The sequence below is a fragment of the Bradyrhizobium ganzhouense genome, assembly GCF_049949285.1.
In the GTDB taxonomy this organism is placed as follows: domain Bacteria; phylum Pseudomonadota; class Alphaproteobacteria; order Rhizobiales; family Xanthobacteraceae; genus Bradyrhizobium; species Bradyrhizobium ganzhouense.
On record NZ_CP181318.1, the window covers coordinates 71,602 to 93,722 of the forward strand.

Here is a 22,121-nt window from a genome sequence, read left to right on the forward strand (position 1 = left end):
GCCATCGTCCTGCTGCAAAAGCAGCCTCATCGGCGCCGCCCCTTTCGCTCCGCCGTTTTCCGAGCAATTCCGTCCCGTAGCGCCATGGCCAGCCCTGAACTCAGTCAATTCCGCCGCATCGTCGTCAAGGTCGGCTCCGCGCTGCTGGTCGATTCCGACAGGGGCGAGGTGCGGGCGTCCTGGCTCGCCGCGCTCGCCGACGACATGGCGAAGCTGCACAAGGAGGGACGCGACGTCCTCGTCGTCTCCTCCGGCTCGATCGCGCTCGGCCGCAGCCGGCTCAAGCTGCCGCGCGGGCCGCTGAAGCTGGAGGAGAGCCAGGCTGCCGCCGCCGTCGGCCAGATCGCGCTGGCGCGGATCTGGTCGGAGGTGCTCGGGGCTCACGGCATCGACGCCGGACAGATTTTGGTGACGCTGCAGGACACCGAAGAACGCCGCCGCTATCTCAACGCCCGCTCCACCATCGGCAAGCTGCTGGAATGGCGCGCGATCCCTGTCATCAACGAGAACGACACGGTCGCGACCAACGAGATCCGCTACGGCGACAATGACCGCCTCGCCGCGCGCGTCGCCACCATGGCGAGCGCCGACCTGCTCGTCCTGCTCTCGGACATCGACGGGCTTTACGACGCGCCGCCGAAGAACAATCCGAACGCCAAGCTCATTCCGGTCGTCGACAGCATCTCCTCCGAGATCGAGGCAGTGGCGGGAGACGCCGAGTCCGAACTATCGCGCGGCGGCATGCGCACCAAGGTCGAGGCGGCCAAGATCGCCACCACCGGCGGCACGCACATGCTGATCGCGTCCGGCAAGATCGAGCATCCCCTGCAGGCGATCGCCAATGGCGGCCGCTGCACTTGGTTCCTGACGCCCGCCAATCCCATCACCTCGCGAAAACGCTGGATCGCGGGCACGCTGGAGCCGAAGGGCACGCTGACCATCGACGCCGGCGCCGTGACGGCGCTCCGCGCGGGCGCTAGCCTGCTGCCGGCCGGCGTGATCAAGGTCGAGGGCCAGTTCGCCCGCGGCGACGCCGTGATCGTCCGCGGCCCCGACACCAGCGAGGTCGGCCGCGGCCTGATCGCCTACGACGCCGAGGTCGCCGAGCGGATCAAGGGCCGCTCGTCCCCAGATGTAATGACCATCCTCGGCATCAGCGGCCGGTCCGAGATGATCCACCGCGACGATCTGGTGGTGGGCGGGTAACGCCGGCTATTGCATGTCGTCGGCGCCGATATCCTGGCGGCCGTGCATCACGCGGATGATCTCGACACCATCGGGTAACGGGATATAGAAGATCACGTAGTTGCCGGCGGGAAAGCTGCGCAGGTTTGCTCGCAATTCTCGACGTTCGCGCCCAGCCAGCGGATTCTCCACAAGCATTTCGAATATCTCTCCGATGCGCGCGATCTGCTTGTCGGCGGCCCGAACGCTGTCGGCGGAAATGAAGTCCCAGATCGAATCGAGATCTTGGTCGGCTTGTGGAGCCTTGCGAAATCTATTCGCCACGTTTGCGCGCGGCCAGTCGCTGCCGTCCCCGCGCCTTGATGTCGTTCATCCATTCCTGGACATCGACCTCTTCCATCGGCCCGCTGTCAAAACCCTTCTGGATTTCCTCCCGTAGCGCCTCCAGCTTGACCTTGCGCCGTTCTTCACGCTCCTCGACGAGGCGCAGACCTTCGCGCATCACCTCGCTCGCGGTGGCGTACCGGCCGCTATCGACCAGATTGTCGATCAGCTCCTCGAAATGCTTTCCGATGCTGTAGCTGCTCGCCATTGGGAAGCTCCGTTATCAGATAATGATATTTATTGATATTTGAGCATCCCGCAAGGATCCGTCCGGCCTCCCAAACAACCAGGCCATTGGCCGACCCAGCGGCGCCAGCCGGGCCCCTGCCATACCTGTCCCGCCCTTCGCAAAAGCGGGATTTCCGTGCTAGGACACTGCCTTAGCAAAAGGTTGAACTCCCCATGGCCGCCCCCCTTAAAGCCGTTGACGGCAATGCCGATCTCCAGGCCCTGATGTCCGATCTCGCCACCCGTGCCCGCGCCGCCGCGCGCGTGCTGGCGCTGGCGCCGCCGGAGCAGAAGAACCGGGCGCTGGACGCCATGGAGCGGGCAATCCGCGGCAATGCTGCGGCGATCCTTGCCGCCAATGCCGAGGACGTCGCCGAGGCTCGCGCCTCCGGCAACGCCACCTCCTCCTTCATCGACCGCCTGACGCTGACGCCGGCGCGTGTCGAAGGCATGGCCGAAGGCATCGCCGTCGTGCGCGGCATCGCCGATCCCGTCGGCATCGTCACCGAGAGCTGGCAGCGGCCGAACGGCATGACCATCGAGCGCGTGCGCGTGCCGCTCGGCGTCGTCGGCGTGATCTTTGAGAGCCGGCCGAATGTTGCGGCCGATGCCGGCGTGCTGTGCCTGAAATCAGGCAATGCGGTGATCCTGCGCGGCGGCTCCGACAGTTTCCGCTCCTGCCGCGCCATCCATGAATGCCTGGTGCAAGGCCTGCGCGAAGCCGGCCTGCCCGAAGCTGCGATCACGCTGGTGCCGACGCGCGACCGCGCGGCGGTCGGCATGATGCTGTCCGGCCTCAATGGCGCCGTTGACGTGATCGTGCCGCGCGGCGGCAAGAGCCTCGTCGCGCGCGTCGAGCAGGAAGCGCGCGTGCCGGTGTTCGCGCATCTCGAAGGCGTCAATCACGTTTACATCGATGGCAGCGCCGATCTCGCCATGGCGAAGTCGATCGTCCTCAATGCCAAGATGCGCCGCACCGGTGTCTGCGGCGCGGCCGAAACCTTGCTGGTCGATCGCGCAGCGGCTGCAAAGACCCTGAAGCCGCTGGTCGAGATGTTGCTCGAGGCCGGCTGCGAGGTGCGCGGCGACGACGCCGTGCAAAAAGCCGACGCGCGCGTAAAACCTGCTAGCGAAGACGATTGGGACACCGAATATCTCGACGCGATCATCGCGGCGAAGGTGGTCGACGGCGTCGACGGCGCGATCGCGCACATCCAGGATCACGGCTCGCACCATACCGATGCGATCGTCAGCGAGAACGACGTGGCTGCGAAGAAATTCCTCAGCGAAGTCGATTCCGCGATCGTGCTGCACAACGCCTCGACGCAGTTCGCTGATGGCGGCGAGTTCGGCTTCGGCGCCGAGATCGGCATCGCCACCGGCCGCTTCCATGCGCGCGGTCCGGTTGGTGCCGAACAGCTGACGAGCTTCAAATATCGCGTTCACGGCACAGGGCAGACGCGGCCGTAAGGCATGGCGCGAGGCGTGGGGCATTGAGTAACAATTTCGTCGCGCCACGTTTCTTCGCGCAGGCCATCCCGCCCTACACTGAAGGCATGCGTATCGGCCTGCTCGGCGGCTCGTTCAATCCGCCGCACCAGGCCCATCGCGCGATCAGCCAGTTCGCGCTGAAGCGCCTTCAGCTCGATCGCGTCTGGTGGCTGGTGACGCCGGGCAACCCGCTGAAGGAGAACGGCAATCTGCATGAGCTCGGCGAGCGCATGCAGGCGGCGCGCGACGTTGCCAACGATGCCAGGATCGAGGTGAGCTGTCTCGAATCCGTCATTCGTACGCGCTACACTATCGACACGATCAACACGTTGCGCCGCCGTCTCAGTGGCTTGCGCTTTGTCTGGATTATGGGCGCCGACAACCTCGCTCAATTCCATCGTTGGCAGCACTGGCGGCGCATCGCCGACCAGGTGCCGATGGCGATCATCGATCGCCCGCCGCAGAGTTTTCGTGCCCTCGCCTCCCCCGCCGCCCAGGCGCTTGCGCGCTACCGCCTCCCCGAGAATAAGGCAGCATTACTTGCGGATCAGCCGGCGCCGGCCTGGGTCTTCCTGACCGGATTGAAACTCAACCTCTCCTCAACCCGGTTACGGAACCCGGACGGGAGCTGGAAAGGTACGAAGTGAGACAGAGTGTGGGGATTTACGGGCTCTCTGGCATATTGAAACCCTTAACCCCACATGATGTAGTGTAACCAGCGAGGACAGGATTCGGTCTTCGCGATACAGTGAAAGGAATGGTCCCTGGCCACGTCTGTATTGTCCAAGTCTGTTTTACCCAAGGCTACGAAACCGACGCGTAAAACATCGACCAAAGCTGCGGCCTTGAAGGCGCAACCCGACGCCGACAAGACGCTGAGCCTGATCCTCTCCCGCCTCGAGGACATGAAGGCGGAAGAGACGGTCATCATCGACCTTCGCGGCAAATCGGCATACTCCGACTACATGATCGTTACCACCGGCCGGGTTAACCGGCACGTTGGCGCGATCGCGGAGAACGTCAGCAAAAGCCTCAAGGAAAACGGCATCAAGAACATCCACGTCGAGGGCTTGCCCAATTGCGACTGGGTGCTGATCGATTCCGGCGATGTGATCGTGCACGTGTTCAGACCCGAGGTCCGTGAGTTCTACAATCTCGAGAGATTGTACACGCAGGGCCCAGGCGCGGCGAAGGCGATCTGACGACCTAGCCGATTTCGAATCGGCTGACGCGCATGCTAGCGTCGTGCGCGCGCGGATTGCGCGCGGTCTGGAAACGCGACCCTAAAACCTCATGCGTGTTGCTGTCATTGCGGTGGGCCGGCTGAAGCAGGGCCCCGAACGGGAGCTTGCCGACCGCTATTTCGAGCGGTTCGACGAGGCCGGCCGCAAGCTCGGATTCCGCGAGCTCACCATCCACGAAATCCCTGAAAGTCGCGCGCGCGACGCCGCGACGCGAATGACTGAGGAGGCCGCGGCGATCTCCGCGCATATTCCCGAAAAATCGGTTCTGGTGGCGATGGACGAGCGCGGCCAAAACCTCGATTCCACCGTATTCGCACGGAATCTCGGGCGCTGGCGCGACGAGGGCGCCGGTCATACTATCTTCGTGATCGGAGGGGCGGACGGACTTTCGCCCGAATTGCGCCGTAAGGCCAAGCTCGCGATCGCGTTCGGCTCCGCGACCTGGCCGCATCAAATGGTTCGCGTCATGCTTCTGGAACAGCTGTATCGGGCCGCCACCATTCTGGCCGGCCATCCCTATCATCGCGCGTGATTCGCGCCACAACGAGCACCTTGCCCAAGAACCTTGCCCGACAGATGCGAGCGCCGATCCTCAATTTGCTGCTGATTGCGAGCTGCGCCGGCGCAAGCCTCTTCGCTGAAGAAAGCCTCGCGCAAGCTCAGACGGCGGCACCGGCGCCGCAGACCGCGGCGATCTCGCCCGACGCCATCAAGCAGCGCGAGCAGGAGCTGGAAGCCGCGCGCGCAAGCAAGAAGAGCGCGGAGGAGGCGCAGGCCAAGCTGAAGGCCGAGATCACGTCGCTCGGCCAGGACCGCACCCAGCTCAATCAGCAGTTGATCGACACCGCCGCCAATGTCCGCGCCGTCGAGACCAAGATCGACGAGGCCGAAGCGCGGCTGAAAACTTTGAACGGCCGCGAGCAGGAGGCGCGCGCCTCGCTCGATTCACGCCGCGCCGACATCGTCGAGGTGCTGGCGGCCTTGCAGCGTGCCGGCCGGCGCACGCCGCCGGCGCTTTTGGTCCGGCCCGAGGATGCGCTGCAATCGCTGCGCACCGCGATGCTGCTCGGCGCCGTCGTGCCGGAATTGCGAGGCCGCGCCGAGAAGATTGCCAGCGAGCTCGGCGAGCTCGTGACCCTGCGCAAGAGCATCGCCGCCGAGCGCGACCAGCTCGCCTCCGACCGCGACAAAGTCCGCAGCGACCAGACCCGGCTCACCGCGCTCGTCGACGAACGGCAGCGGCAGCAGTCCTCGCGCGAAAAGGACCTCGACGCCGAGAATTCGCGCGCCATCGCACTGTCAAGGCAAGTCGGCGATCTCCAGGGGCTGATCGCCAAGATGGAGCAGGACCTGCAAAGCGCGGCCAAGGCGGCCGAGAAGGCGGCCGAGGCCGCAAAGCAGGCCGAGGCCAAGGAGGCCAAGGCAGCGGCAGACGCGGCCGCCAATGCCAAGCCCGGCCCGGCCGTGTTCAAGGACCGCTCCCGGACCAGCCCGGCGATTCTCTTTGCCTCAGCCAAGGGGCTCCTGCCGCTACCGGTTAACGGTAACAAGATCAGGGACTTTGGCGGTTCCGACGGGGTCGGCGGGGTCCAGAAGGGTATTTCGCTGGCAACCAAGCCCGGTTCGCAGGTCACAACGCCGTGCGACGGCTGGGTGGTCTATGCTGGCCCGTTCCGCAGCTATGGACAACTCTTGATCCTCAATGCCGGGGGCGGGTATCATGTCCTGATCGCCGGGATGGAGCGCATTTCGGTAAACATCGGACAGTTTGTGCTCACGGGGGAGCCGGTCGCGACCATGGGGTCGACATCTCAAGTCGCCTCCATTCTCGCCACCAACGCGAGTCAACCTGTGCTGTATGTCGAGTTCCGCAAAGACGGCACTCCAATCGATCCAGGCCCATGGTGGGCCGCAAATGAAGGCGAGAAGGTTCGCGGATGATGCGCAAGACTTCAGTTATCCTCCTCAGCGCTGCGACCGGTGCGGCGCTGACGCTGTTCGTGACCCAGCCGCGCGCGGTGTTCATGGGCTCCAGCGCGCGAGCCGCGACCGCTGACACCTATCGCCAGCTCAATCTGTTCGGCGACGTCTTCGAGCGCGTGCGCTCCGACTATGTCGAGAAGCCCGACGACACCAAGCTGATCGAATCCGCCATCAGCGGCATGCTCTCCGGCCTCGATCCGCATTCGAGCTACATGGACGCCAAGAGCTTCCGCGACATGCAGGTGCAGACCCGCGGTGAGTTCGGCGGCCTCGGCATCGAGGTCACCATGGAAGACGGCCTGATCAAGGTGGTCTCGCCGATCGACGATACGCCCGCCTCGCGCGCCGGCGTGATGGCCAACGACATCATCACCAATCTCGACGATGAAGCGGTGCAGGGCCTGACCCTGAACCAGGCCGTCGAGAAGATGCGCGGCCCCGTCAACACCAAGATCAAGCTCAAGATCATCCGCAAGGGCCAGGACAATCCGATCGACGTCACGCTGGTGCGCGACAACATCCGCGTCCGCTCGGTGCGCGCGCGCGTCGAGGCCGACGACATCGCCTATATCCGCATCACCACCTTCAACGAGCAGACCACCGAAGGCCTGAAGAAGGAGGTCGCCAACCTCTCGACCCAGATCGGCGACAAGCTCAAGGGCTACATCATCGACCTCCGCAACAATCCGGGCGGCCTGCTCGAGGAAGCCGTCACCGTCTCTGACTCGTTCCTGGAGAAGGGCGAGATCGTGTCGACCCGCGGCCGCAACGCCGAGGAAACCCAGCGCCGCACCGCGCATGCGGGCGACCTCACCAAGGGCAAGCCGGTCATCGTCCTCGTCAACGGCGGCTCGGCCTCGGCGTCGGAAATCGTCGCTGGCGCGCTGCAGGACCACAAGCGCGCGACCATCGTCGGCACGCGCTCGTTCGGCAAGGGCTCGGTGCAGACCATCATCCCGCTCGGCTCGGGCAACGGCGCGCTGCGCCTCACCACCGCGCGCTACTACACGCCGTCGGGCAAGTCGATCCAGGCCAAGGGCATCGTGCCCGACATCGAAGTGCTGCAGGACGTGCCGGACGAGCTGAAGTCGCGCACCGACACCAAGGGCGAGGCTTCGCTGCGCGGTCATCTCAAGAACGACGGCGACGAGAAGACCGGCTCGCAGTCCTACGTCCCGCCGGATGCCAAGGACGACAAGGCGCTCAAGATGGCCGACGATCTGCTCCACGGCATCAAGAACAGCGCCTCCGCGGCGCCGACGCCGGGGACCACCACCGACAAGGCGGCAGCCGATAAGCCCAAGGCAGCCAACTAAGCGCAGCCTCGGCAATCTATTGAAAGGGCGGCTCCAGGAGCCGCCCTTTTTGCTTGGAGCTCCTGGCGTCCCCGGCCTATCCCGGCCTGCCGCCGCTTGACCTCGGCGTGGTATCGTCGGTGGAGTGATTCGGGATCGCGCATGACTGAAACGGCCGATGATCTGAGCGCCCCGCTCGGACAGGACACGCCGCGCCGGAAACGGCGGCTGCGGCTGCCGTTCACGGCCATGCAGGCGCTGGCCGTGATGCTCGGCCTGTTCCTGGTCGCCTTTGCCGGCTTCGCCATCTTCAACAAGGACCCCCTTGGCGGCGAGCCGATGACGCGGATCGCGATCCGCGATTCCAAGGGCACCGACGAGAAGCCTGCCGCCGAGGCGGCCGCGGCCGGCCATGTTCAGGAGAGCAAGCAAGCCGCCAAGGAGGCGCCGAAAGAGGCCGCCTCCGGCGAGCAAAAGACCGTCACCATGATCGACGGCTCGACCGGCGCGCGCCACGACGTGGTGATCGGCGCAGGCGACGCCGCCGACAAAGGCGAGGCGGCGTCCGCAGCACCGGCCGTCATGGCCGGGATCGATCCAAAACTGCTGGAGAAATCCCGCTACGGCATGATCCCCGTGATCTCAGGTGATCTCAAGCCGTTCAACGTCTACGCAGCCGAGGCCGACCGCGCCAAGGCGGCGAAAATGCCGGTGGTGGCGATCGTGATCGGCGGCCTCGGCGTCGGCGCCGCCAAGACCACCGATGCGATCATGAAGTTGCCGGGCGCGGTGACGCTGGCCTTCACGCCCTACGGCGCCGATCCCGGCAAGCTCGCCGAGCGCGCCCGCGCCCAGCGCCACGAGATCTTCCTCCAGATCCCGATGGAGCCCTACGACTTCCCGGACAATGATCCAGGGCCGCAGACGCTCTTGACCTCGCTCACCACCGACCAGAACACCGACCGCCTGTACTGGCACCTGAGCCGGATGCAGGGCTATGCTGGTATCACCAATTTCATGGGCGCCCGCTTCATCGCGACCGAGGCGGCGATGCAGCCGATCATCCGCGAGGCCTCCAAGCGCGGGCTCGGCTTCTTCGACGACGGCTCCTCGCCCCGCAGCATCGCGCCGCAGGCCGCAGGCAGCCTCGCAGTTCCGTTCGGCAAGGGCGACATCGCGCTCGACGCGGTGCCGACCCCGACCGAGATCGACCGCGCCCTGAACAAGCTGGAATCGGTGGCGCGGGAACGCGGCGTTGCCGTCGGCACCGCCTCTGCGCTGCCCGTCTCGATCGAGCGGGTCGGCGCCTGGATCAAGACATTGAGCGACCGGGGTATCCTTTTGGTGCCATTGACAACCGCGATGCTGAAATCAAAATCCAGCTAAATCAACGAATTGGTACGGCACGGGCCCAACAGCCCTGCCGGCAGCACGCAAGGGGTTTGGCGGAATGGCGCGTTACGAGGATCTGCCCTACCGAACCTGCGTCGGTGTCATGCTCATCAATGCGAAGGGCCTGGTGTTCATCGGTCGTCGTGCCGGCGGTATCGAGCATGTCGACGACAGCCATGTCTGGCAGATGCCGCAGGGCGGGGTCGATCCCGGCGAGGACAATTGGGACGCGGCCAAACGCGAGCTCTATGAAGAGACCAGCGTGCGCTCGATCGAGCGGCTCGGCGAGGTTCCGGACTGGCTGATCTACGACATCCCGCGCACGGTGGCGGGGCGCGCCTGGAAGGGCCGCTACCGCGGCCAGCGCCAGAAATGGTTCGCGGTCCGCTTCACCGGCAAGGACAGCGAGATCAACGTCGAGAAGCCCGGCGGCGGCGGCCACAAGGCCGAATTCGTCAGCTGGCGCTGGGAGCCGATGAAGAACCTGCCCGAGCTGATCATCCCGTTCAAGCGCCCGGTCTACGAGCGCGTGGTGAAGGAATTTTCAGCGCTGGCGGATGACTAAATCAAATTGTCATCCCGGCTTTGGTGCTAAGGCATCGCCGGGCTGACAACGAGAGAGCCACGCGTGACGACTGAAAAACCTTACCGTCCCAATGTCGGGATCGCGCTGTTCAATGCCGATGGCCGTGTGCTGATCGGGCACCGCTTCAAGGGCGACGGCCCCGAGATCATCTTGCCGGGGCTCGACTGGCAGATGCCGCAGGGCGGCGTCGACGAGGGCGAGGTCTTGCGCGATGCCGCCATGCGCGAGCTCTGGGAGGAAACCAGCGTCGTCAGCGCCGACTATCTCGGCGAGACCGACTGGCTCACTTACGAATTCCCGCCCTATGACGGACCGCAGACGCATCGGCTGGCAAAATTTCGCGGCCAGCGCCAGAAATGGTTCGCGCTGCGCTTCACTGGCAAGGATGACGAGATCGATCCGCTGACGCCACGCAACGACCAGCCCGCGGAGTTCGACGCGTGGCGCTGGGAGCGGCTCGACCGCGTTGCCGACATCGTGGTGCCGTTCCGCCGCGAGGTTTATCAAGCCGTCGCGAAGCAGTTTGCGCCCTTCGCAAACTGAAAACGCGAAAACAACCCCATGCACAGTAGCCGGCGGTTTTCGGCGCGGTGCGCGGTGATCTCTACGAAGCCGCTGAGACGTCAGGCGAAATCAGCGAAAGCGAGCAGCGTTCGCCGCTAATTCGTCGGCCCGACCGTAAACGGGCCGATCGCGATCACGCGGCAGTCGCTGTCGTGCTTGACGCAGTCGGCCAGCGCACCGTTGATCGCGGTGTGCTCATCGGCGGCCTTCAGGCCGAGGCCGGGACGGCCTGCGGTGCCGACGGCAACCGCGTTCCAGCCCATGCCATCGCCGAGCTTGCGCACCACCTCGTCGCGCGCATCGGCCACGATCGAGGAATTGGTCGCGGCGTGGAAGAAGCCGTTGGGCTTGAGCAGGGTCGGGATCGGCACGACGAAATTGTCGTCGATAGCCACGATCATGCAGGCCGCGCCCGCGAACGCGCCGCAGGATTCCAGCGAACGCCGCGCCGACTCGTCCACGGTTGATGCGCCCAAAACCATGAAATACTGACCGCCCGGACCGAGCGCAATCGACCGGGATTTCGCGGCCGGCGCGAACATGTTCTCGAGGCGGACTTTGGCCTGGTCGCGCAGCATCGGAAAGTCCTTCGACGCGAACGCTCGCTCGGTCACAGTGTCCTGCCGAACCCAGGGCTGTGGCGGCATCGGCGGCTTGCCGTGCGCGTAGAGGACATTGTTGCCGACCGCATAGAGCTCGCAGCGCCGCGGCGATTGCGCGGCGTCGGCGCGCTGCTGGCACTGATCGAGCGCGGCATTGCGCGCGGCTTCTTCATTCAGCTGATTGAGCGCAGTACCGGTGAAGCCGGCGATGTTGAGGGCGAAGGCCTTGTAATCGCCGGCTGTGGCATATTCGTTGCTGAGATAGGTGCGCTGGCGCTCGCTGATGAAGGGCACCATATCCGCGGGGAAATTGCCGCCTGAGGCGGCCGGGGGCGACGGCATTGGCATCGGTGTCGCAGCGGCCATTTGTGTCGGCGTCGACGTCGGCATCGGCGCTTTCGCGGCCATCGTGGGCGTTGAGTTGGGCGCCGAAGCAGCAACGGGACTCGGCGCGGGCGCCGCCGCGGTGGACGACAGCTGAGTGGTCTCGAGCTTGGTGAAATAGAGGAAGCCGCTAACACCGATGGCGACGACGGAGACCACGCCGACCACCAGCGGCCACATCCAGTTCGGCGCGGGCGCCGCCTTGATGACCTTCTTCACCTGGGGCGTGGAATAGGTCCCGTCCTCGCGCCGCATCGCCACCATATAGGCGTGCACCGGCGTCGGGATGTTCTTCACTTCCTGCGCACCGATATCGGCGAACTGCACCGACAGCTTGTTGGCGACCTGCTCGTGCACGGCACGCGAGACGCAGATGCCGCCGACTTCCGCCAGCCCCTCGAGCCGGGCTGCGATGTTGACGCCGTCACCGAGAAGATCGCCGTCGCGCTCGACCACGTCGCCGATGGTGATGCCGATGCGGAACGACATCTGCCGGCTCGGCGGGTAGGCCATGTTGCGGGTTCGCAAGGACTCCTGAATGTCGATCGCGCAGCGCACCGCGTCGACCGCGCTCGGGAATTCCGCGAGCACGGCATCGCCTGCGGTGTTGAAAATCCGGCCGTTCGCCTTTGCGATGAAATCGTCGATGACTTCGCGATAGGAGGCCAGACGCCGCAGCGTCTCTTCCTCGTCTTCCGCGACCAGCCTTGAGTAACCGGCAATATCGGCCGCGAAAATCGCCGCGATCTTGCGTTTCATCTGCTACCCGCCCCGGAACAAAATTCGCGAGCGCAGAATGCCGTTATCGGCGGCGCGGTGCAACAAAGTTTCAGCGCCCGCCACCATCGTGACGAGCGCTGAACTTGTTCAGGAATTTCTCGTGAGCCCCGAAGCGATGCCCCGGGGCTTAATGCATAGCCGTCGAGCTGAGCTGCTGCTGGATGCTCTTGTAGTGATCGAGCCGCTCGAGGGCCTGGTCGAGCTCGTTGCCTTCGTGCTCCTTCAGCCCCTCTTCCATCTCCGAGATGGTCTCGGCGAACTGGGCGCGATCGAGCTCGTCCAGCGAGGTCGCGACGTCGGCGAGCACGGTAAGGCCCTTTTCGGAGACTTCGGCGAGGCCGCCGAGCACGATGATCTTCTCGTGCTTGCCGCTGGTGGTGATGGTCAGGATGCCGGGGCGGATCGCAGCCACGACCGGCGCATGACCGGCCAGCACGCCGAAATCACCCTCGACGCCGGGAATGTCGACCTGGTCGACTTCGCCCGAGAATGCGAGCTTTTCCGGAGAGACGAGATCGAAGTGGAAGGTGGCCATAACAAACCTGCGAGTGGTGAGTGGCAAAAGAGGGAGCAGCTTTTCGCCACTCCCTATTCGCTAGTCGTGAGCTTAGGCAGCTTCCGCCGCCAGCTTCTTGCCCTTCTCGACCGCCTCTTCGATGGTGCCGACCATGTAGAAGGCGGCTTCCGGCAGGTGGTCATACTTGCCTTCCACTAGGCCCTTGAAGCCCTTGATGGTGTCGGCGAGGTCGACGAACTTGCCCGGCGAACCCGTGAAGATTTCGGCGACGTGGAACGGCTGCGACATGAAGCGCTCGACCTTGCGGGCGCGGGCCACGGTCAGCTTGTCCTCTTCCGAGAGCTCGTCCATGCCGAGAATGGCGATGATGTCCTGGAGCGCCTTGTAGCGCTGCAGCACCTGCTGGACCTGACGGGCGACCGCGTAATGCTCCTCGCCGACGACCAGCGGGGAGAGCATGCGCGAGGTCGAGTCGAGCGGATCGACCGCCGGATAGATGCCCTTTTCAGCGATCGAGCGCGACAGCGTGGTGGTCGCGTCCAAGTGGGCGAACGAGGTCGCGGGCGCCGGGTCGGTCAAGTCGTCGGCCGGAACGTAGATGGCCTGCACCGAGGTGATCGAGCCCTTCTGCGTGGTGGTGATGCGCTCCTGCAGCGCGCCCATGTCGGTCGCGAGCGTCGGCTGATAACCCACGGCCGAAGGAATACGACCGAGCAGCGCCGACACTTCCGAGCCGGCCTGGGTGAAGCGGAAGATGTTGTCGACGAAGAACAGCACGTCCTGGCCCTTGTCGCGGAAGTCCTCCGCGATGGTCAGACCCGTGAGCGCGACGCGGGCGCGGGCGCCTGGGGGCTCGTTCATCTGGCCGAACACCAGCGCGCACTTCGACTTCACGCTCGGATCCGGATTGTGCGGATCGGCGTTGACCTTGGACTCGATGAACTCGTGATAGAGGTCGTTGCCCTCGCGGGTCCGCTCGCCGACGCCGGCGAACACGGAGTAACCACCGTGCGCCTTCGCAACGTTGTTGATCAGCTCCTGAATCAGCACGGTCTTGCCGACGCCGGCGCCGCCGAACAGGCCGATCTTGCCGCCCTTCGCGTAGGGAGCCAGAAGGTCGACGACCTTGATGCCGGTGACGAGAATTTCAGCTTCGGTCGACTGGTCGGTGTAGAGCGGCGCCTCCTGGTGGATCGCGCGCAGGCCTTCCGACTTGACCGGGCCGGCTTCGTCGATCGGCTCGCCGATGACGTTGATGATGCGACCGAGCGTGCCTTCGCCGACGGGAACGCGGATCGGCGAACCGGTGTCGGTCACTTCCTGGCCGCGGACCAGACCTTCGGTGGTGTCCATCGAGATGGTGCGGACAGTGGACTCGCCGAGATGCTGGGCGACTTCCAGCACCAGGCGGTTGCCGCCGTTCTTGGTCTCGAGCGCGTTGAGAATGGCCGGGAGGTGGCCTTCGAACTGCACGTCGACGACGGCGCCGATGACCTGAGTGACGCGACCGGACTGGGCTGCCATTGAATGTCTCCTTCGATCCGAACTTCTAGACCACGATCAGCTTGTTGATCGGGATGTTGCGTTTGACGGGTATTGAAGCGCCTTGATCAGACGGCCTCGGCACCCGAGATGATTTCGATCAGTTCCTTGGTGATCTGCGCCTGACGCGTACGGTTGTAGACCAGCGTCTGCTTGCGGATCATTTCGCCGGCGTTGCGCGTCGCGTTGTCCATCGCGCTCATCTGAGCGCCGTAGAACGAGGCGTTGTTCTCGAGCAGCGCGCGGAAGATCTGGACCGCGAGATTGCGCGGCAGAAGACGGGTGAGAATCTCGTCCTCTTCCGGCTCGTATTCGTAAGACGTCGTGTTGGCGGCAGCGCCCTCCTCGACGACCAGCGGGATGATCTGCTGGGCGGTCGGGATCTGCGCGATCACCGAGCGGAAGCGCGAGTAGAACAGCGTGCAGACGTCGAACTCGCCGCCATCGAACCGCGCCAGAATCTTCTTGGCGATGTCCTCGGCATTGACGAAGCCGAGCTGGCGGACGCTGCGCAAATCGAGATGCTCGACGATCTGCTTGTCGAACTGGCGGCGAAGCTGCTCGTAACCCTTGCGGCCGACGCAGAAGAATTTCACTTCCTTGCCCTGGCTCATCAGGGTCAGCGCGCGCTCGCGGGCGAGACGCACGATCGACGAGTTGAAGGCGCCGGACAGGCCGCGCTCGCCGGTGCAGACCAGCAGCAAATGAACCTGGTCGCGGCCGGTGCCGGCCAGCAGCGTCGGCGCGCCGGGCGAACCCGCGGCCGCGCTGGCGATGTTGGAGATCACCGCGCTCATCTTGTCGGCATAGGGACGTGCAGCTTCCGCGGCGGTCTGCGCACGGCGCAGCTTCGAGGCCGCGACCATCTGCATGGCCTTGGTGATCTTTTGCGTCGCCTTGGTGGAGGCGATGCGGACGCGCATGTCTTTAAGTGACGCCATTCTTCGTCCCCGACGGTTCGATCCCTTGCGGTCAAACCGCTAGCCTATCTCTTTCGTCATGCCCGGGCTTGTCCCGGGCATCCACGCCTTCGTCTCCACGCGGTAGCACGTGGATGGCCGGGACAGGCCCGGCCATGACGGTTCTTTATTTACGCGAAGCTCTTCGCGAAACCTTCGACCACCGACTTGAGCTTGGCAGCGGTGTCGTCGGTGAGGTCGCGGGTGTCGCGGATCGAGTTGAGAATGTCGGCGTTCTTGCCGCGCAGCAGCGACAGCAGACCGTCTTCGAACGCGCGCACCTTGTTGACCGGGAGCGGATCGAGATAGCCGTTGGTGCCGGCCCAGATCACGCAGACCTGCTCTTCCATCTTCAGCGGCGAGAACTGCGGCTGCTTCAGCAGCTCGGTCAGGCGCGAGCCGCGGTTCAGCAAGCGCTGGGTCGAGGCATCGAGGTCGGAGCCGAACTGCGCGAACGCCGCCATTTCGCGGTACTGCGCGAGCTCGCCCTTGATCTTGCCGGCGACCTTCTTGGTGGCCTTGGTCTGCGCCGACGAACCCACGCGCGACACCGACAGACCGACGTTCACCGCGGGACGGATGCCCTGGAAGAACAGGTCGGTTTCCAGGAAGATCTGGCCGTCGGTGATCGAGATGACGTTGGTCGGGATGTAGGCCGACACGTCGTTGGCCTGGGTTTCGATGACAGGCAGAGCGGTCAGCGAGCCCGAGCCATGGTCCTTGCTGAGCTTCGCCGCGCGCTCGAGCAGGCGGGAGTGCAGATAGAACACGTCACCCGGATAGGCTTCGCGGCCCGGCGGACGGCGCAGCAGCAGCGACATCTGGCGGTAGGCGACGGCCTGCTTGGAAAGGTCGTCATAGATGATGACCGCGTGCATGCCGTTGTCGCGGAAGAATTCGCCCATGGTGCAGGCAGTAAAGGGGGCAATGTACTGCATCGGCGCCGGATCCGACGCGGTGGCGGCGACGACGATCGAGTATTCGAGCGCGCCCTGCTCTTCCAGCACCTTCACGAACTGGGCGACGGTCGAACGCTTCTGGCCGACCGCGACGTAGACGCAATACAGCTTGATGTTCTCGTCGGGCTGCGCGTTGAGCGGCTTCTGGTTCAGGATGGTGTCGAGCGCGATCGCGGTCTTGCCGGTCTGACGGTCGCCGATGATCAGCTCGCGCTGGCCGCGGCCGATCGGGATCAGGGCGTCGATCGCCTTGAGGCCGGTCGCCATCGGCTCGCTCACCGACTTACGCGGAATGATGCCGGGGGCCTTGACGTCGACGCGCATGCGCTTGTCGGCCTGGATCGGACCCTTGCCGTCGATCGGGTTGCCGAGCGCGTCGACGACGCGGCCGAGCAGGCCCTTGCCGACCGGCGCGTCCACGATGGCGCGGGTGCGCTTGACGGTCTGGCCTTCCTTGATCTCGCGGTCGGCACCGAAAATAACGACACCGACGTTGTCGGTTTCGAGGTTCAGCGCCATGCCGCGGGTGCCGTTCTCGAACTCGACCATTTCACCGGCCTGGACGTTGTCCAGACCATAGACGCGGGCGATGCCGTCGCCGACGGACAGCACCTGTCCGACTTCGGAGACTTCAGCTTCCTGGCCGAAATTCTTGATCTGGTCCTTGAGGATCGCGGAAATTTCCGCGGCGCGGATGTCCATCAGCCTGCCTCTTTCATCGCGTGCTTGATCGAATTGAGTTTGGTGCGAAGCGAACTATCGATCATGCGGCTGCCAAGCTTCACGACGAGGCCACCGATGATCGAGGGATCGATCTTCACGTTGAGCGCGACGTCCTTGCCGGTCACCGACTTCAGGGCAACCTTGAGGGCGTCGAGATTCTTGTCCGAGAGCGCTTCCGCGACCGTGACATCCGCGGTCGCCTCGCCCTTGAACTTGGCGACGAGAGCGCGGTAGGCGCGGATGACGTCAGTCACCGCGAACAGGCGGCGATTGGCGGTCAGCACTTTCAGGAAATTGGCGGAGATGCCGGCGATGCCCGCCTTGTCCAGGACGGCCGAGAGGGCCTTGGACTGGGCGTCAGCCGCGAAAACCGGGCTGCGAACGAGGCGCTTGAGATCAGCGCTTTCATTGAGCAGACCCTCGAACCTCTCGAGATCGGCTTTGACCTCGTCGACCACCTTCTGGTCGCGGGCCAGTTCAAACAAGGCCGTTGCATAACGGCCCGACACACCGGAAACGGACGTATCTTCTGCAGCCACAGACGCGCTCTTTTAGCTGTCAAATTCGCAAGGGAAAAACCGTCGCCACAAAGCGGCGCCTAGCGATCCAAGCCCTTGGAATTCAAGCGGGACTTTGATTCTCGGCCGACACGGGACGTGCCGGGTCCGTTAAAATCGCGGCTTTGCTAACATAGCAGGCGCGCACGTGCAACATGACGGCAACTTAAAGGCTCTGCTGTTTCTCGCCAGTTCGTCGCACGCGGCGATCATCGATCGCGGACCTGCAAGGAAGCTTCCTGAACCTGCCATGCCACGGAATTGCCGCGACCGTTGCGTCGGCAACCGGCCCATTCGTTCCTGCCCTCAGCGCATGGCGGCCATGAACACGGATCGCTGAGGCGTGACTGCGATCGCGCTAGCCTCGCGAGCCGAATACTTTCCCAATTCTAAATGCGAAGAATAACAACTTATCTTTACAGTATTACAAAGTAATAGATCAGTTAACGAATCGTTAAAGCGAAAGATTACGGAATATCGCCTGATTAGCGATTCAGATCACAAGATATTTCATCCCGACATTGAACGGATTTACTGCCCAATTCACGCCTCATTGGGAATCGAAACGCCAAACCGCTCACAAACTGATGGGGGCTCCATTTGCCACACATGTGGCAATACTAGTAGGGACCATTAAATGCTGTCTTTGAAGACGCTGGGCACTGTGACCCGGCCTCGTACGGCGATCGCTTTCGTCGCCGCAACTCTCATCGTTGGGGGAACTGCCACCGAAGCTTCCGCCAAATCCCGGCATCACCGGCACCACCACGCCGCCCAGAATGATTCCGGCTCCGATTGGCGCAACGCCAATGCATCGATGACGCCGTCGTCGGGCACGGGCCGCAGCTTCTCGGGCATGGCCTCCTATTACGGCAACGAGTCCGGCAGCCGCACCGCGTCGGGCCAGCGCTTCAACCAGAATGCCATGACCGCGGCGCACCGTTCGCTGCCGTTCGGCACCAAGCTGCGCGTCACCCACGGTGGCTCGAGCGTCATCGTCACCATCAATGACCGTGGCCCGTTCGTGCGCGGCCGCGTGCTTGACCTCTCCACGGGCGCTGCCCGCGCCATCGGCCTCACCGGCGCCGGCGTCGGCCGCGTCACCGCGGAAGTGGTGTCCTAACGGCGCTCAGCGCCTCAAGCGCAGCAATGTCATTGTCCGCAGGGACGTGAGCGGCATGCTGCGTGGGTAAAGCAAAGCCCGCTGTCTTGGGGGACAGCGGGCTTTTTGATTCCTGCGGTCAGTGCGATGACGTGAATGAAGCACACCGCTGCGTTCCCTCCCCGCTTGCGGGGGAGGGTTAGGGAGAGGGGTTCACACGGGGACTCCCTCCATCGCGTCAAATATCTCGCGACACGTACTCACACCGCTTGCTGGGCTACCCCTCTCCCCCGCCCTCCCCCGCAAGGGGGGAGGGAGCGCAGTGTGCCCGCTCGCTACAAAAAACTCTGCGGATCGACATCCACTTCGAGCTTCTGATTGCCCTTCGGCTTCGGACACACCGCGAGCCAGTTGCGCAAATAGTCGGACAGATCGAAACCGCGCGCCGATTTCACCAGGATGCGGAAACGGTAGCGGCCCTTGATCACGGCGAGCGGGGCTTCCGCCGGGCCGAGCACCACCACGCGCTCGTCGCGCGGCGCGAGCGCAACGAGACGGCGGCCCAGGCCTTCTGCGCTCGGACGATCGCCCGCCGAGATGATCAGGCTCGCGAGCCGGCCGAACGGCGGATAGAGCGTGCGCTCGCGCAAGTCGATCTCGCTGTCGTAGAAGGCCTCGCGGTCGCAGGCGATCAGCGCCTTCATTACGGGATGATCCGGCTGATGGGTCTGAAGATAGCCGACGCCGCGGCCCTGCTCGCGCCCCGCACGCCCGATCACCTGGTTGAGCAATTGCCAGGTGCGTTCCGCCGCGCGCGGATCGCCATTGGAAAGACCGAGATCCGCATCGACCACGCCGACCAGATTGAGCCGCGGGAAATTGTGGCCCTTTGCGACGAGCTGCGTGCCGATGATGATGTCGACGCGGCCCTCGGCGATCTCGGCAAGCTCGCTGCGCATCGTCTCGATCGAGGTGATGAGGTCGCTCGACAGCACCATGGTGCGCGCATCCGGGAACAGCGCGGCCGCCTCTTCCTGCAGGCGCTCGACGCCGGGCCCCACCGCGACAAGCGATTCCTCCGCCGCGCAATGCGGGCAGGTCTGCGGACGCGGCATCGAGAAGCCGCAGTGGTGACAGACCAGCCGCTGGCGAAACCGGTGATCGACCAGCCAGGCATCGCAGATGGTGCAGGCGAAGCGATGGCCGCAGGCCCGACAAAGCGTCAGCGGCGCATAGCCGCGGCGATTGAGGAACAGCAGCGCCTGCTCGCGCTTTTCGATCGCGATTCTGATCTGGCCGGCCAACCGCGGCGAAATGAACCGGCCGCGCGCGGGCGGCTCGCGGCGCATGTCGATCGCCTCGATATGCGGCATGTGCTGGCCGCCGAAGCGCGACGGCAGCGCGATGCGTTGATAGCGGTTCTTGCGCGCATTGACCTCGGACTCGACCGACGGCGTCGCGGAGGCCAGCACGATCGGGATTTTTGCGATATGCGCGCGCACCACCGCCATGTCGCGGGCGTGATAATGCACGCCCTCGTCCTGCTTATAGGCCTGGTCATGCTCTTCATCGACCACGATCAGGCCGAGATTGCCGTAAGGCAGGAACAGCGCCGAGCGCGCGCCGACCACGACCGGCGCTGAGCCTTCCGAAATCGCGGCCCAATTGCGCGCTCGGGTACGCGGCGTGAGCTCGGAGTGCCACTCGATCGGCCGCACGCCAAAACGTTGCGCGAAGCGGTCGAGAAACTGGCCGGTGAGCGCGATCTCCGGCATCAGGATCAGCGTCTGCTTGCCGCGGCGGATCGCCTCCGCGACGGCTTCGAAATAGACCTCGGTCTTGCCCGAGCCGGTGACGCCGTCGAGCAGCGCGACGTGGAAGGTGCCGTTGGCCGCGAGCGCGCGCATCGCATCGACGCCGGCACGCTGCAGCGGCGAAAAATCCGGCCGGCCGAAATCCGGATCGGGCGCCGGCGGCGGAGGCGGCGGCGGCATCGGCTCGACCGTGAGCGTGCCTTCGTCGACCAGGCCGTCGATCACGCCGGCCGACACGCCGGCTTCCTTGGCGGCCTCGGACTTGGCGTGCAGCAGCCGGTCCGACAGCACCTCCATCACACGCTGACGTGCCGGCGTCAGCCGCCGCGGGGGATCGCCGGCCAGGCGCACGCCGGCGCGCACGCGCTCGGGGCCGAGGTTCTCGCCCATCCGCAGGCACATGCGCAGCACCATGCCGCGCGGGCTCAGCGTGTAATTGGCGACCCAGTCGACGACGGAACGCAACTCCGGCTTGAGTGGCGGAAGATCGAGCTTCTCGCTGACCTCCTTGAGGCGATTGTGCAGGCGCGGATCGGGATTGGCGTTTTCCGCCCAGACCACAGCGAGTACCTCGCGCGGCCCCAGCGGCACACTGAGGAGATCGCCGGCCTTCAGCTCCATGCCGCGGGGCACCTTGTAGGAATAGGTCTGGTCGAGCGCGACCGGCACCAGCACGTCGACCATGCGGGTCGCGTTGGCGGGGGCGGCGGTCGAGCTGCGCGACGAATGATCCATCAATGGTCTTTGGGTGGAGAATCGGAACCTTGGGGCCTCGAGGCTAGCCGCCCGAGGCCGCCTTAGCGAACAGTAAACGGGTGTGATGCGATATACTGTGCGGAATCATTACGTCCAGAGCGCATGAGCAAAGCGGCCGCCCTACAAATCGAGCTCGCCAGCGCCGACCCGTCGATCGCGCAGGAGATGACGCGCTGGCTGGCGCATCTCGGCGCCGAGCGGCGGCTGTCGCCGAAGACGCTGGAGGCCTATGGCCGCGACTTGCGGCAGTGCCTGGATTTCCTGTGCGGCCACTGGGGCGAACGCGTGACGCTGGCCCGTTTTGCGTCGCTGGAAGCCACCGACATCAGAGCCTTCATGGCGATGCGGCGCGCCGACGATATTGCCGGCCGTTCCCTGATGCGCGCGCTCGCGGGCCTGCGCTCTTTCGGCCGCTTCCTGGAGCGCGAAGGCAAGGGCAAGGTCGGCGCACTCTCCGCCATCCGCGCGCCGAAGGTGGCCAAGACCTTGCCGAAACCGCTGCCGATGGCGTCGGCAAAACGCCTGGCCGACGCCGACGAGCGCGCCGGCGAGGACCGCGAGACCTGGATTTTGGTGCGCGACGCCGCCGTGATGGCGCTGCTCTATGGATCGGGCCTGCGCATCTCCGAAGCGCTCAGCCTGAAGCGCCGCGAGGTGCCGAGGGCAGGCGAAGGCGACGTGCTTGTTGTCACCGGCAAAGGCAACAAGACGCGCATGGTGCCGGTGCTGCAAAACGTGCTCGCGCTGGTGCATGAATATGTCTCGATGTGCCCGCATACGCTGCCACAGGACGGGCCGATCTTCGTCGGCGCGCGCGGCGGTCCGCTGAGCCCGCGCATCATCCAGCTGGCGATGGAGCGGCTGCGCGGCGCGCTCGGGCTACCCGACAGCGCCACGCCGCACGCGCTGCGGCACTCCTTCGCCACGCATCTGCTCTCGCGTGGCGGGGACTTACGCGCAATCCAGGAATTGCTCGGCCATTCCTCGCTGTCGACCACGCAGATCTATACCGGGATCGATTCTGAACGACTGCTGGAAGTCTATGCGAGCGCGCATCCGCGCCGGTGAAGAGCC

At 64.8% G+C, this 22,121-nt stretch carries 21 protein-coding genes; 12 read left to right on the forward strand and 9 right to left on the reverse strand.

The genetic code is table 11. The annotated features are described in order from the left end of the window. The first annotated feature begins 84 nt into the window (after window positions 1-84). A complete protein-coding gene (proB, locus tag ACLFLU_RS00310; protein ID WP_426410400.1) occupies window positions 85-1,206 on the forward strand; it encodes a glutamate 5-kinase in 1,122 nt (373 codons plus the stop codon). A 6-nt stretch (window positions 1,207-1,212) separates the two neighbouring features. Here the strand turns inward: proB and ACLFLU_RS00315 are convergent, their stop codons facing one another. Further along, complete coding sequence (locus ACLFLU_RS00315) at window positions 1,213-1,509, reverse strand: type II toxin-antitoxin system RelE/ParE family toxin (protein ID WP_426410401.1); 297 nt, start codon at window positions 1,507-1,509, stop codon at window positions 1,213-1,215. Beyond that, the gene (locus ACLFLU_RS00320; RefSeq protein WP_426410402.1) at window positions 1,499-1,777 is read right to left on the reverse strand and encodes a type II toxin-antitoxin system ParD family antitoxin; all 279 of its coding nucleotides are present in this window, start codon (window positions 1,775-1,777) and stop codon (window positions 1,499-1,501) included. The genes ACLFLU_RS00315 and ACLFLU_RS00320 overlap by 11 nt, the downstream gene beginning before the upstream one ends. A 194-nt stretch (window positions 1,778-1,971) precedes the next feature. On the opposite strand from ACLFLU_RS00320, the gene ACLFLU_RS00325 reads away from it, so the two are divergent. The 9 genes from ACLFLU_RS00325 (at window position 1,972) to ACLFLU_RS00365 (ending at window position 10,331) form a co-directional block, all read left to right on the forward strand. Then, window positions 1,972-3,267: a glutamate-5-semialdehyde dehydrogenase gene (locus ACLFLU_RS00325; protein WP_426410403.1), complete on the forward strand. Its 1,296-nt coding sequence runs from the start codon at window positions 1,972-1,974 to the stop codon at window positions 3,265-3,267. Between the two features lie 23 nt (window positions 3,268-3,290). Then, on the forward strand, window positions 3,291-3,935 hold the full coding sequence (locus ACLFLU_RS00330) for a nicotinate-nucleotide adenylyltransferase (RefSeq protein WP_426410404.1): 645 nt from the start codon (window positions 3,291-3,293) through the stop codon (window positions 3,933-3,935). A gap of 198 nt (window positions 3,936-4,133) precedes the next feature. Next, a complete protein-coding gene (gene rsfS, locus ACLFLU_RS00335; protein WP_426410405.1) occupies window positions 4,134-4,490 on the forward strand; it encodes a ribosome silencing factor in 357 nt (118 codons plus the stop codon). Window positions 4,491-4,581: 91 nt separating this feature from the next. Beyond that, on the forward strand, window positions 4,582-5,064 hold the full coding sequence (gene rlmH / locus ACLFLU_RS00340; RefSeq protein WP_426410406.1) for a 23S rRNA (pseudouridine(1915)-N(3))-methyltransferase RlmH: 483 nt from the start codon (window positions 4,582-4,584) through the stop codon (window positions 5,062-5,064). Between the two features lie 44 nt (window positions 5,065-5,108). Then, on the forward strand, window positions 5,109-6,473 hold the full coding sequence (locus ACLFLU_RS00345) for a murein hydrolase activator EnvC family protein (protein ID WP_426410407.1): 1,365 nt from the start codon (window positions 5,109-5,111) through the stop codon (window positions 6,471-6,473). Continuing rightward, window positions 6,470-7,831: a S41 family peptidase gene (locus ACLFLU_RS00350; RefSeq protein ID WP_426410408.1), complete on the forward strand. Its 1,362-nt coding sequence runs from the start codon at window positions 6,470-6,472 to the stop codon at window positions 7,829-7,831. Before ACLFLU_RS00345 ends, ACLFLU_RS00350 begins: the two co-directional genes overlap by 4 nt. Before the next feature lie 141 nt (window positions 7,832-7,972). After that, window positions 7,973-9,196: a divergent polysaccharide deacetylase family protein gene (locus ACLFLU_RS00355; RefSeq protein WP_426410409.1), complete on the forward strand. Its 1,224-nt coding sequence runs from the start codon at window positions 7,973-7,975 to the stop codon at window positions 9,194-9,196. Window positions 9,197-9,260: 64 nt separating this feature from the next. Continuing rightward, window positions 9,261-9,767: an RNA pyrophosphohydrolase gene (locus ACLFLU_RS00360; protein WP_426410410.1), complete on the forward strand. Its 507-nt coding sequence runs from the start codon at window positions 9,261-9,263 to the stop codon at window positions 9,765-9,767. A 63-nt stretch (window positions 9,768-9,830) separates the two neighbouring features. Beyond that, entirely contained in the window at window positions 9,831-10,331 is a 501-nt protein-coding gene (locus ACLFLU_RS00365; protein WP_426410411.1) for an RNA pyrophosphohydrolase, read from the forward strand. A gap of 116 nt (window positions 10,332-10,447) precedes the next feature. Here ACLFLU_RS00365 and ACLFLU_RS00370 read toward each other — a convergent pair whose 3' ends face one another. The 6 genes from ACLFLU_RS00370 to ACLFLU_RS00395 all read right to left on the reverse strand — a co-directional run bounded on the left by ACLFLU_RS00370 (window position 10,448) and on the right by ACLFLU_RS00395 (window position 17,357). Beyond that, window positions 10,448-12,097, reverse strand: coding sequence for an adenylate/guanylate cyclase domain-containing protein (locus ACLFLU_RS00370; RefSeq protein ID WP_426410412.1), 1,650 nt, complete (start codon window positions 12,095-12,097; stop codon window positions 10,448-10,450). 148 nt (window positions 12,098-12,245) lie between these two features. Beyond that, entirely contained in the window at window positions 12,246-12,653 is a 408-nt protein-coding gene (locus ACLFLU_RS00375; RefSeq protein ID WP_426410413.1) for a F0F1 ATP synthase subunit epsilon, read from the reverse strand. Window positions 12,654-12,725: 72 nt separating this feature from the next. Next, window positions 12,726-14,159, reverse strand: a complete 1,434-nt coding sequence (atpD, locus tag ACLFLU_RS00380; RefSeq protein WP_426410414.1) for a F0F1 ATP synthase subunit beta — start codon at window positions 14,157-14,159, stop codon at window positions 12,726-12,728. An 86-nt stretch (window positions 14,160-14,245) separates the two neighbouring features. Continuing rightward, window positions 14,246-15,118, reverse strand: a complete 873-nt coding sequence (locus ACLFLU_RS00385; protein ID WP_426410415.1) for a F0F1 ATP synthase subunit gamma — start codon at window positions 15,116-15,118, stop codon at window positions 14,246-14,248. 149 nt (window positions 15,119-15,267) lie between these two features. Further along, window positions 15,268-16,797 (reverse strand): F0F1 ATP synthase subunit alpha, encoded by a 1,530-nt coding sequence (gene atpA, locus ACLFLU_RS00390; protein ID WP_426410416.1) that lies wholly within the window; start codon window positions 16,795-16,797, stop codon window positions 15,268-15,270. Next, window positions 16,797-17,357 carry a F0F1 ATP synthase subunit delta gene (locus ACLFLU_RS00395; protein ID WP_426410417.1) on the reverse strand — a complete coding sequence of 187 codons (561 nt, stop codon included), beginning with the start codon at window positions 17,355-17,357 and terminating at the stop codon, window positions 16,797-16,799. The genes atpA and ACLFLU_RS00395 overlap by 1 nt, the downstream gene beginning before the upstream one ends. A 655-nt stretch (window positions 17,358-18,012) precedes the next feature. On the opposite strand from ACLFLU_RS00395, the gene ACLFLU_RS00400 reads away from it, so the two are divergent. After that, window positions 18,013-18,498 carry a septal ring lytic transglycosylase RlpA family protein gene (locus ACLFLU_RS00400; protein ID WP_426410418.1) on the forward strand — a complete coding sequence of 162 codons (486 nt, stop codon included), beginning with the start codon at window positions 18,013-18,015 and terminating at the stop codon, window positions 18,496-18,498. Window positions 18,499-18,812: 314 nt separating this feature from the next. Here the strand turns inward: ACLFLU_RS00400 and ACLFLU_RS00405 are convergent, their stop codons facing one another. Next, window positions 18,813-21,026 (reverse strand): primosomal protein N', encoded by a 2,214-nt coding sequence (locus ACLFLU_RS00405; protein WP_426410419.1) that lies wholly within the window; start codon window positions 21,024-21,026, stop codon window positions 18,813-18,815. 123 nt (window positions 21,027-21,149) lie between these two features. Here ACLFLU_RS00405 and ACLFLU_RS00410 point away from each other — a divergent pair, with 123 nt between their 5' ends. Further along, on the forward strand, window positions 21,150-22,115 hold the full coding sequence (locus ACLFLU_RS00410) for a tyrosine recombinase XerC (RefSeq protein ID WP_426410420.1): 966 nt from the start codon (window positions 21,150-21,152) through the stop codon (window positions 22,113-22,115). Window positions 22,116-22,121: the final 6 nt, after the last annotated feature.

Bases quoted from the DNA above. Each gene is read 5' to 3' on its own strand.
- ACLFLU_RS00410 (WP_426410420.1), top strand. From the start codon at position 21,150: ATGAGCAAAGCGGCCGCCCTACAAATCGAGCTCGCCAGCGCCGACCCG.
- ACLFLU_RS00400 (WP_426410418.1), top strand. From the start codon at position 18,013: ATGCTGTCTTTGAAGACGCTGGGCACTGTGACCCGGCCTCGTACGGCG.
- ACLFLU_RS00320 (WP_426410402.1), bottom strand. From the start codon at position 1,777: ATGGCGAGCAGCTACAGCATCGGAAAGCATTTCGAGGAGCTGATCGAC.
- atpD (WP_426410414.1), bottom strand. From the start codon at position 14,159: ATGGCAGCCCAGTCCGGTCGCGTCACTCAGGTCATCGGCGCCGTCGTC.
- ACLFLU_RS00345 (WP_426410407.1), top strand. From the start codon at position 5,109: ATGCGAGCGCCGATCCTCAATTTGCTGCTGATTGCGAGCTGCGCCGGC.
- ACLFLU_RS00350 (WP_426410408.1), top strand. From the start codon at position 6,470: ATGATGCGCAAGACTTCAGTTATCCTCCTCAGCGCTGCGACCGGTGCG.
- ACLFLU_RS00375 (WP_426410413.1), bottom strand. From the start codon at position 12,653: ATGGCCACCTTCCACTTCGATCTCGTCTCTCCGGAAAAGCTCGCATTC.
- ACLFLU_RS00355 (WP_426410409.1), top strand. From the start codon at position 7,973: ATGACTGAAACGGCCGATGATCTGAGCGCCCCGCTCGGACAGGACACG.
- atpA (WP_426410416.1), bottom strand. From the start codon at position 16,797: ATGGACATCCGCGCCGCGGAAATTTCCGCGATCCTCAAGGACCAGATC.
- ACLFLU_RS00370 (WP_426410412.1), bottom strand. From the start codon at position 12,097: ATGAAACGCAAGATCGCGGCGATTTTCGCGGCCGATATTGCCGGTTAC.
- ACLFLU_RS00405 (WP_426410419.1), bottom strand. From the start codon at position 21,026: ATGGATCATTCGTCGCGCAGCTCGACCGCCGCCCCCGCCAACGCGACC.
- rlmH (WP_426410406.1), top strand. From the start codon at position 4,582: ATGCGTGTTGCTGTCATTGCGGTGGGCCGGCTGAAGCAGGGCCCCGAA.
- ACLFLU_RS00360 (WP_426410410.1), top strand. From the start codon at position 9,261: ATGGCGCGTTACGAGGATCTGCCCTACCGAACCTGCGTCGGTGTCATG.
- ACLFLU_RS00385 (WP_426410415.1), bottom strand. From the start codon at position 15,118: ATGGCGTCACTTAAAGACATGCGCGTCCGCATCGCCTCCACCAAGGCG.
- ACLFLU_RS00325 (WP_426410403.1), top strand. From the start codon at position 1,972: ATGGCCGCCCCCCTTAAAGCCGTTGACGGCAATGCCGATCTCCAGGCC.
- proB (WP_426410400.1), top strand. From the start codon at position 85: ATGGCCAGCCCTGAACTCAGTCAATTCCGCCGCATCGTCGTCAAGGTC.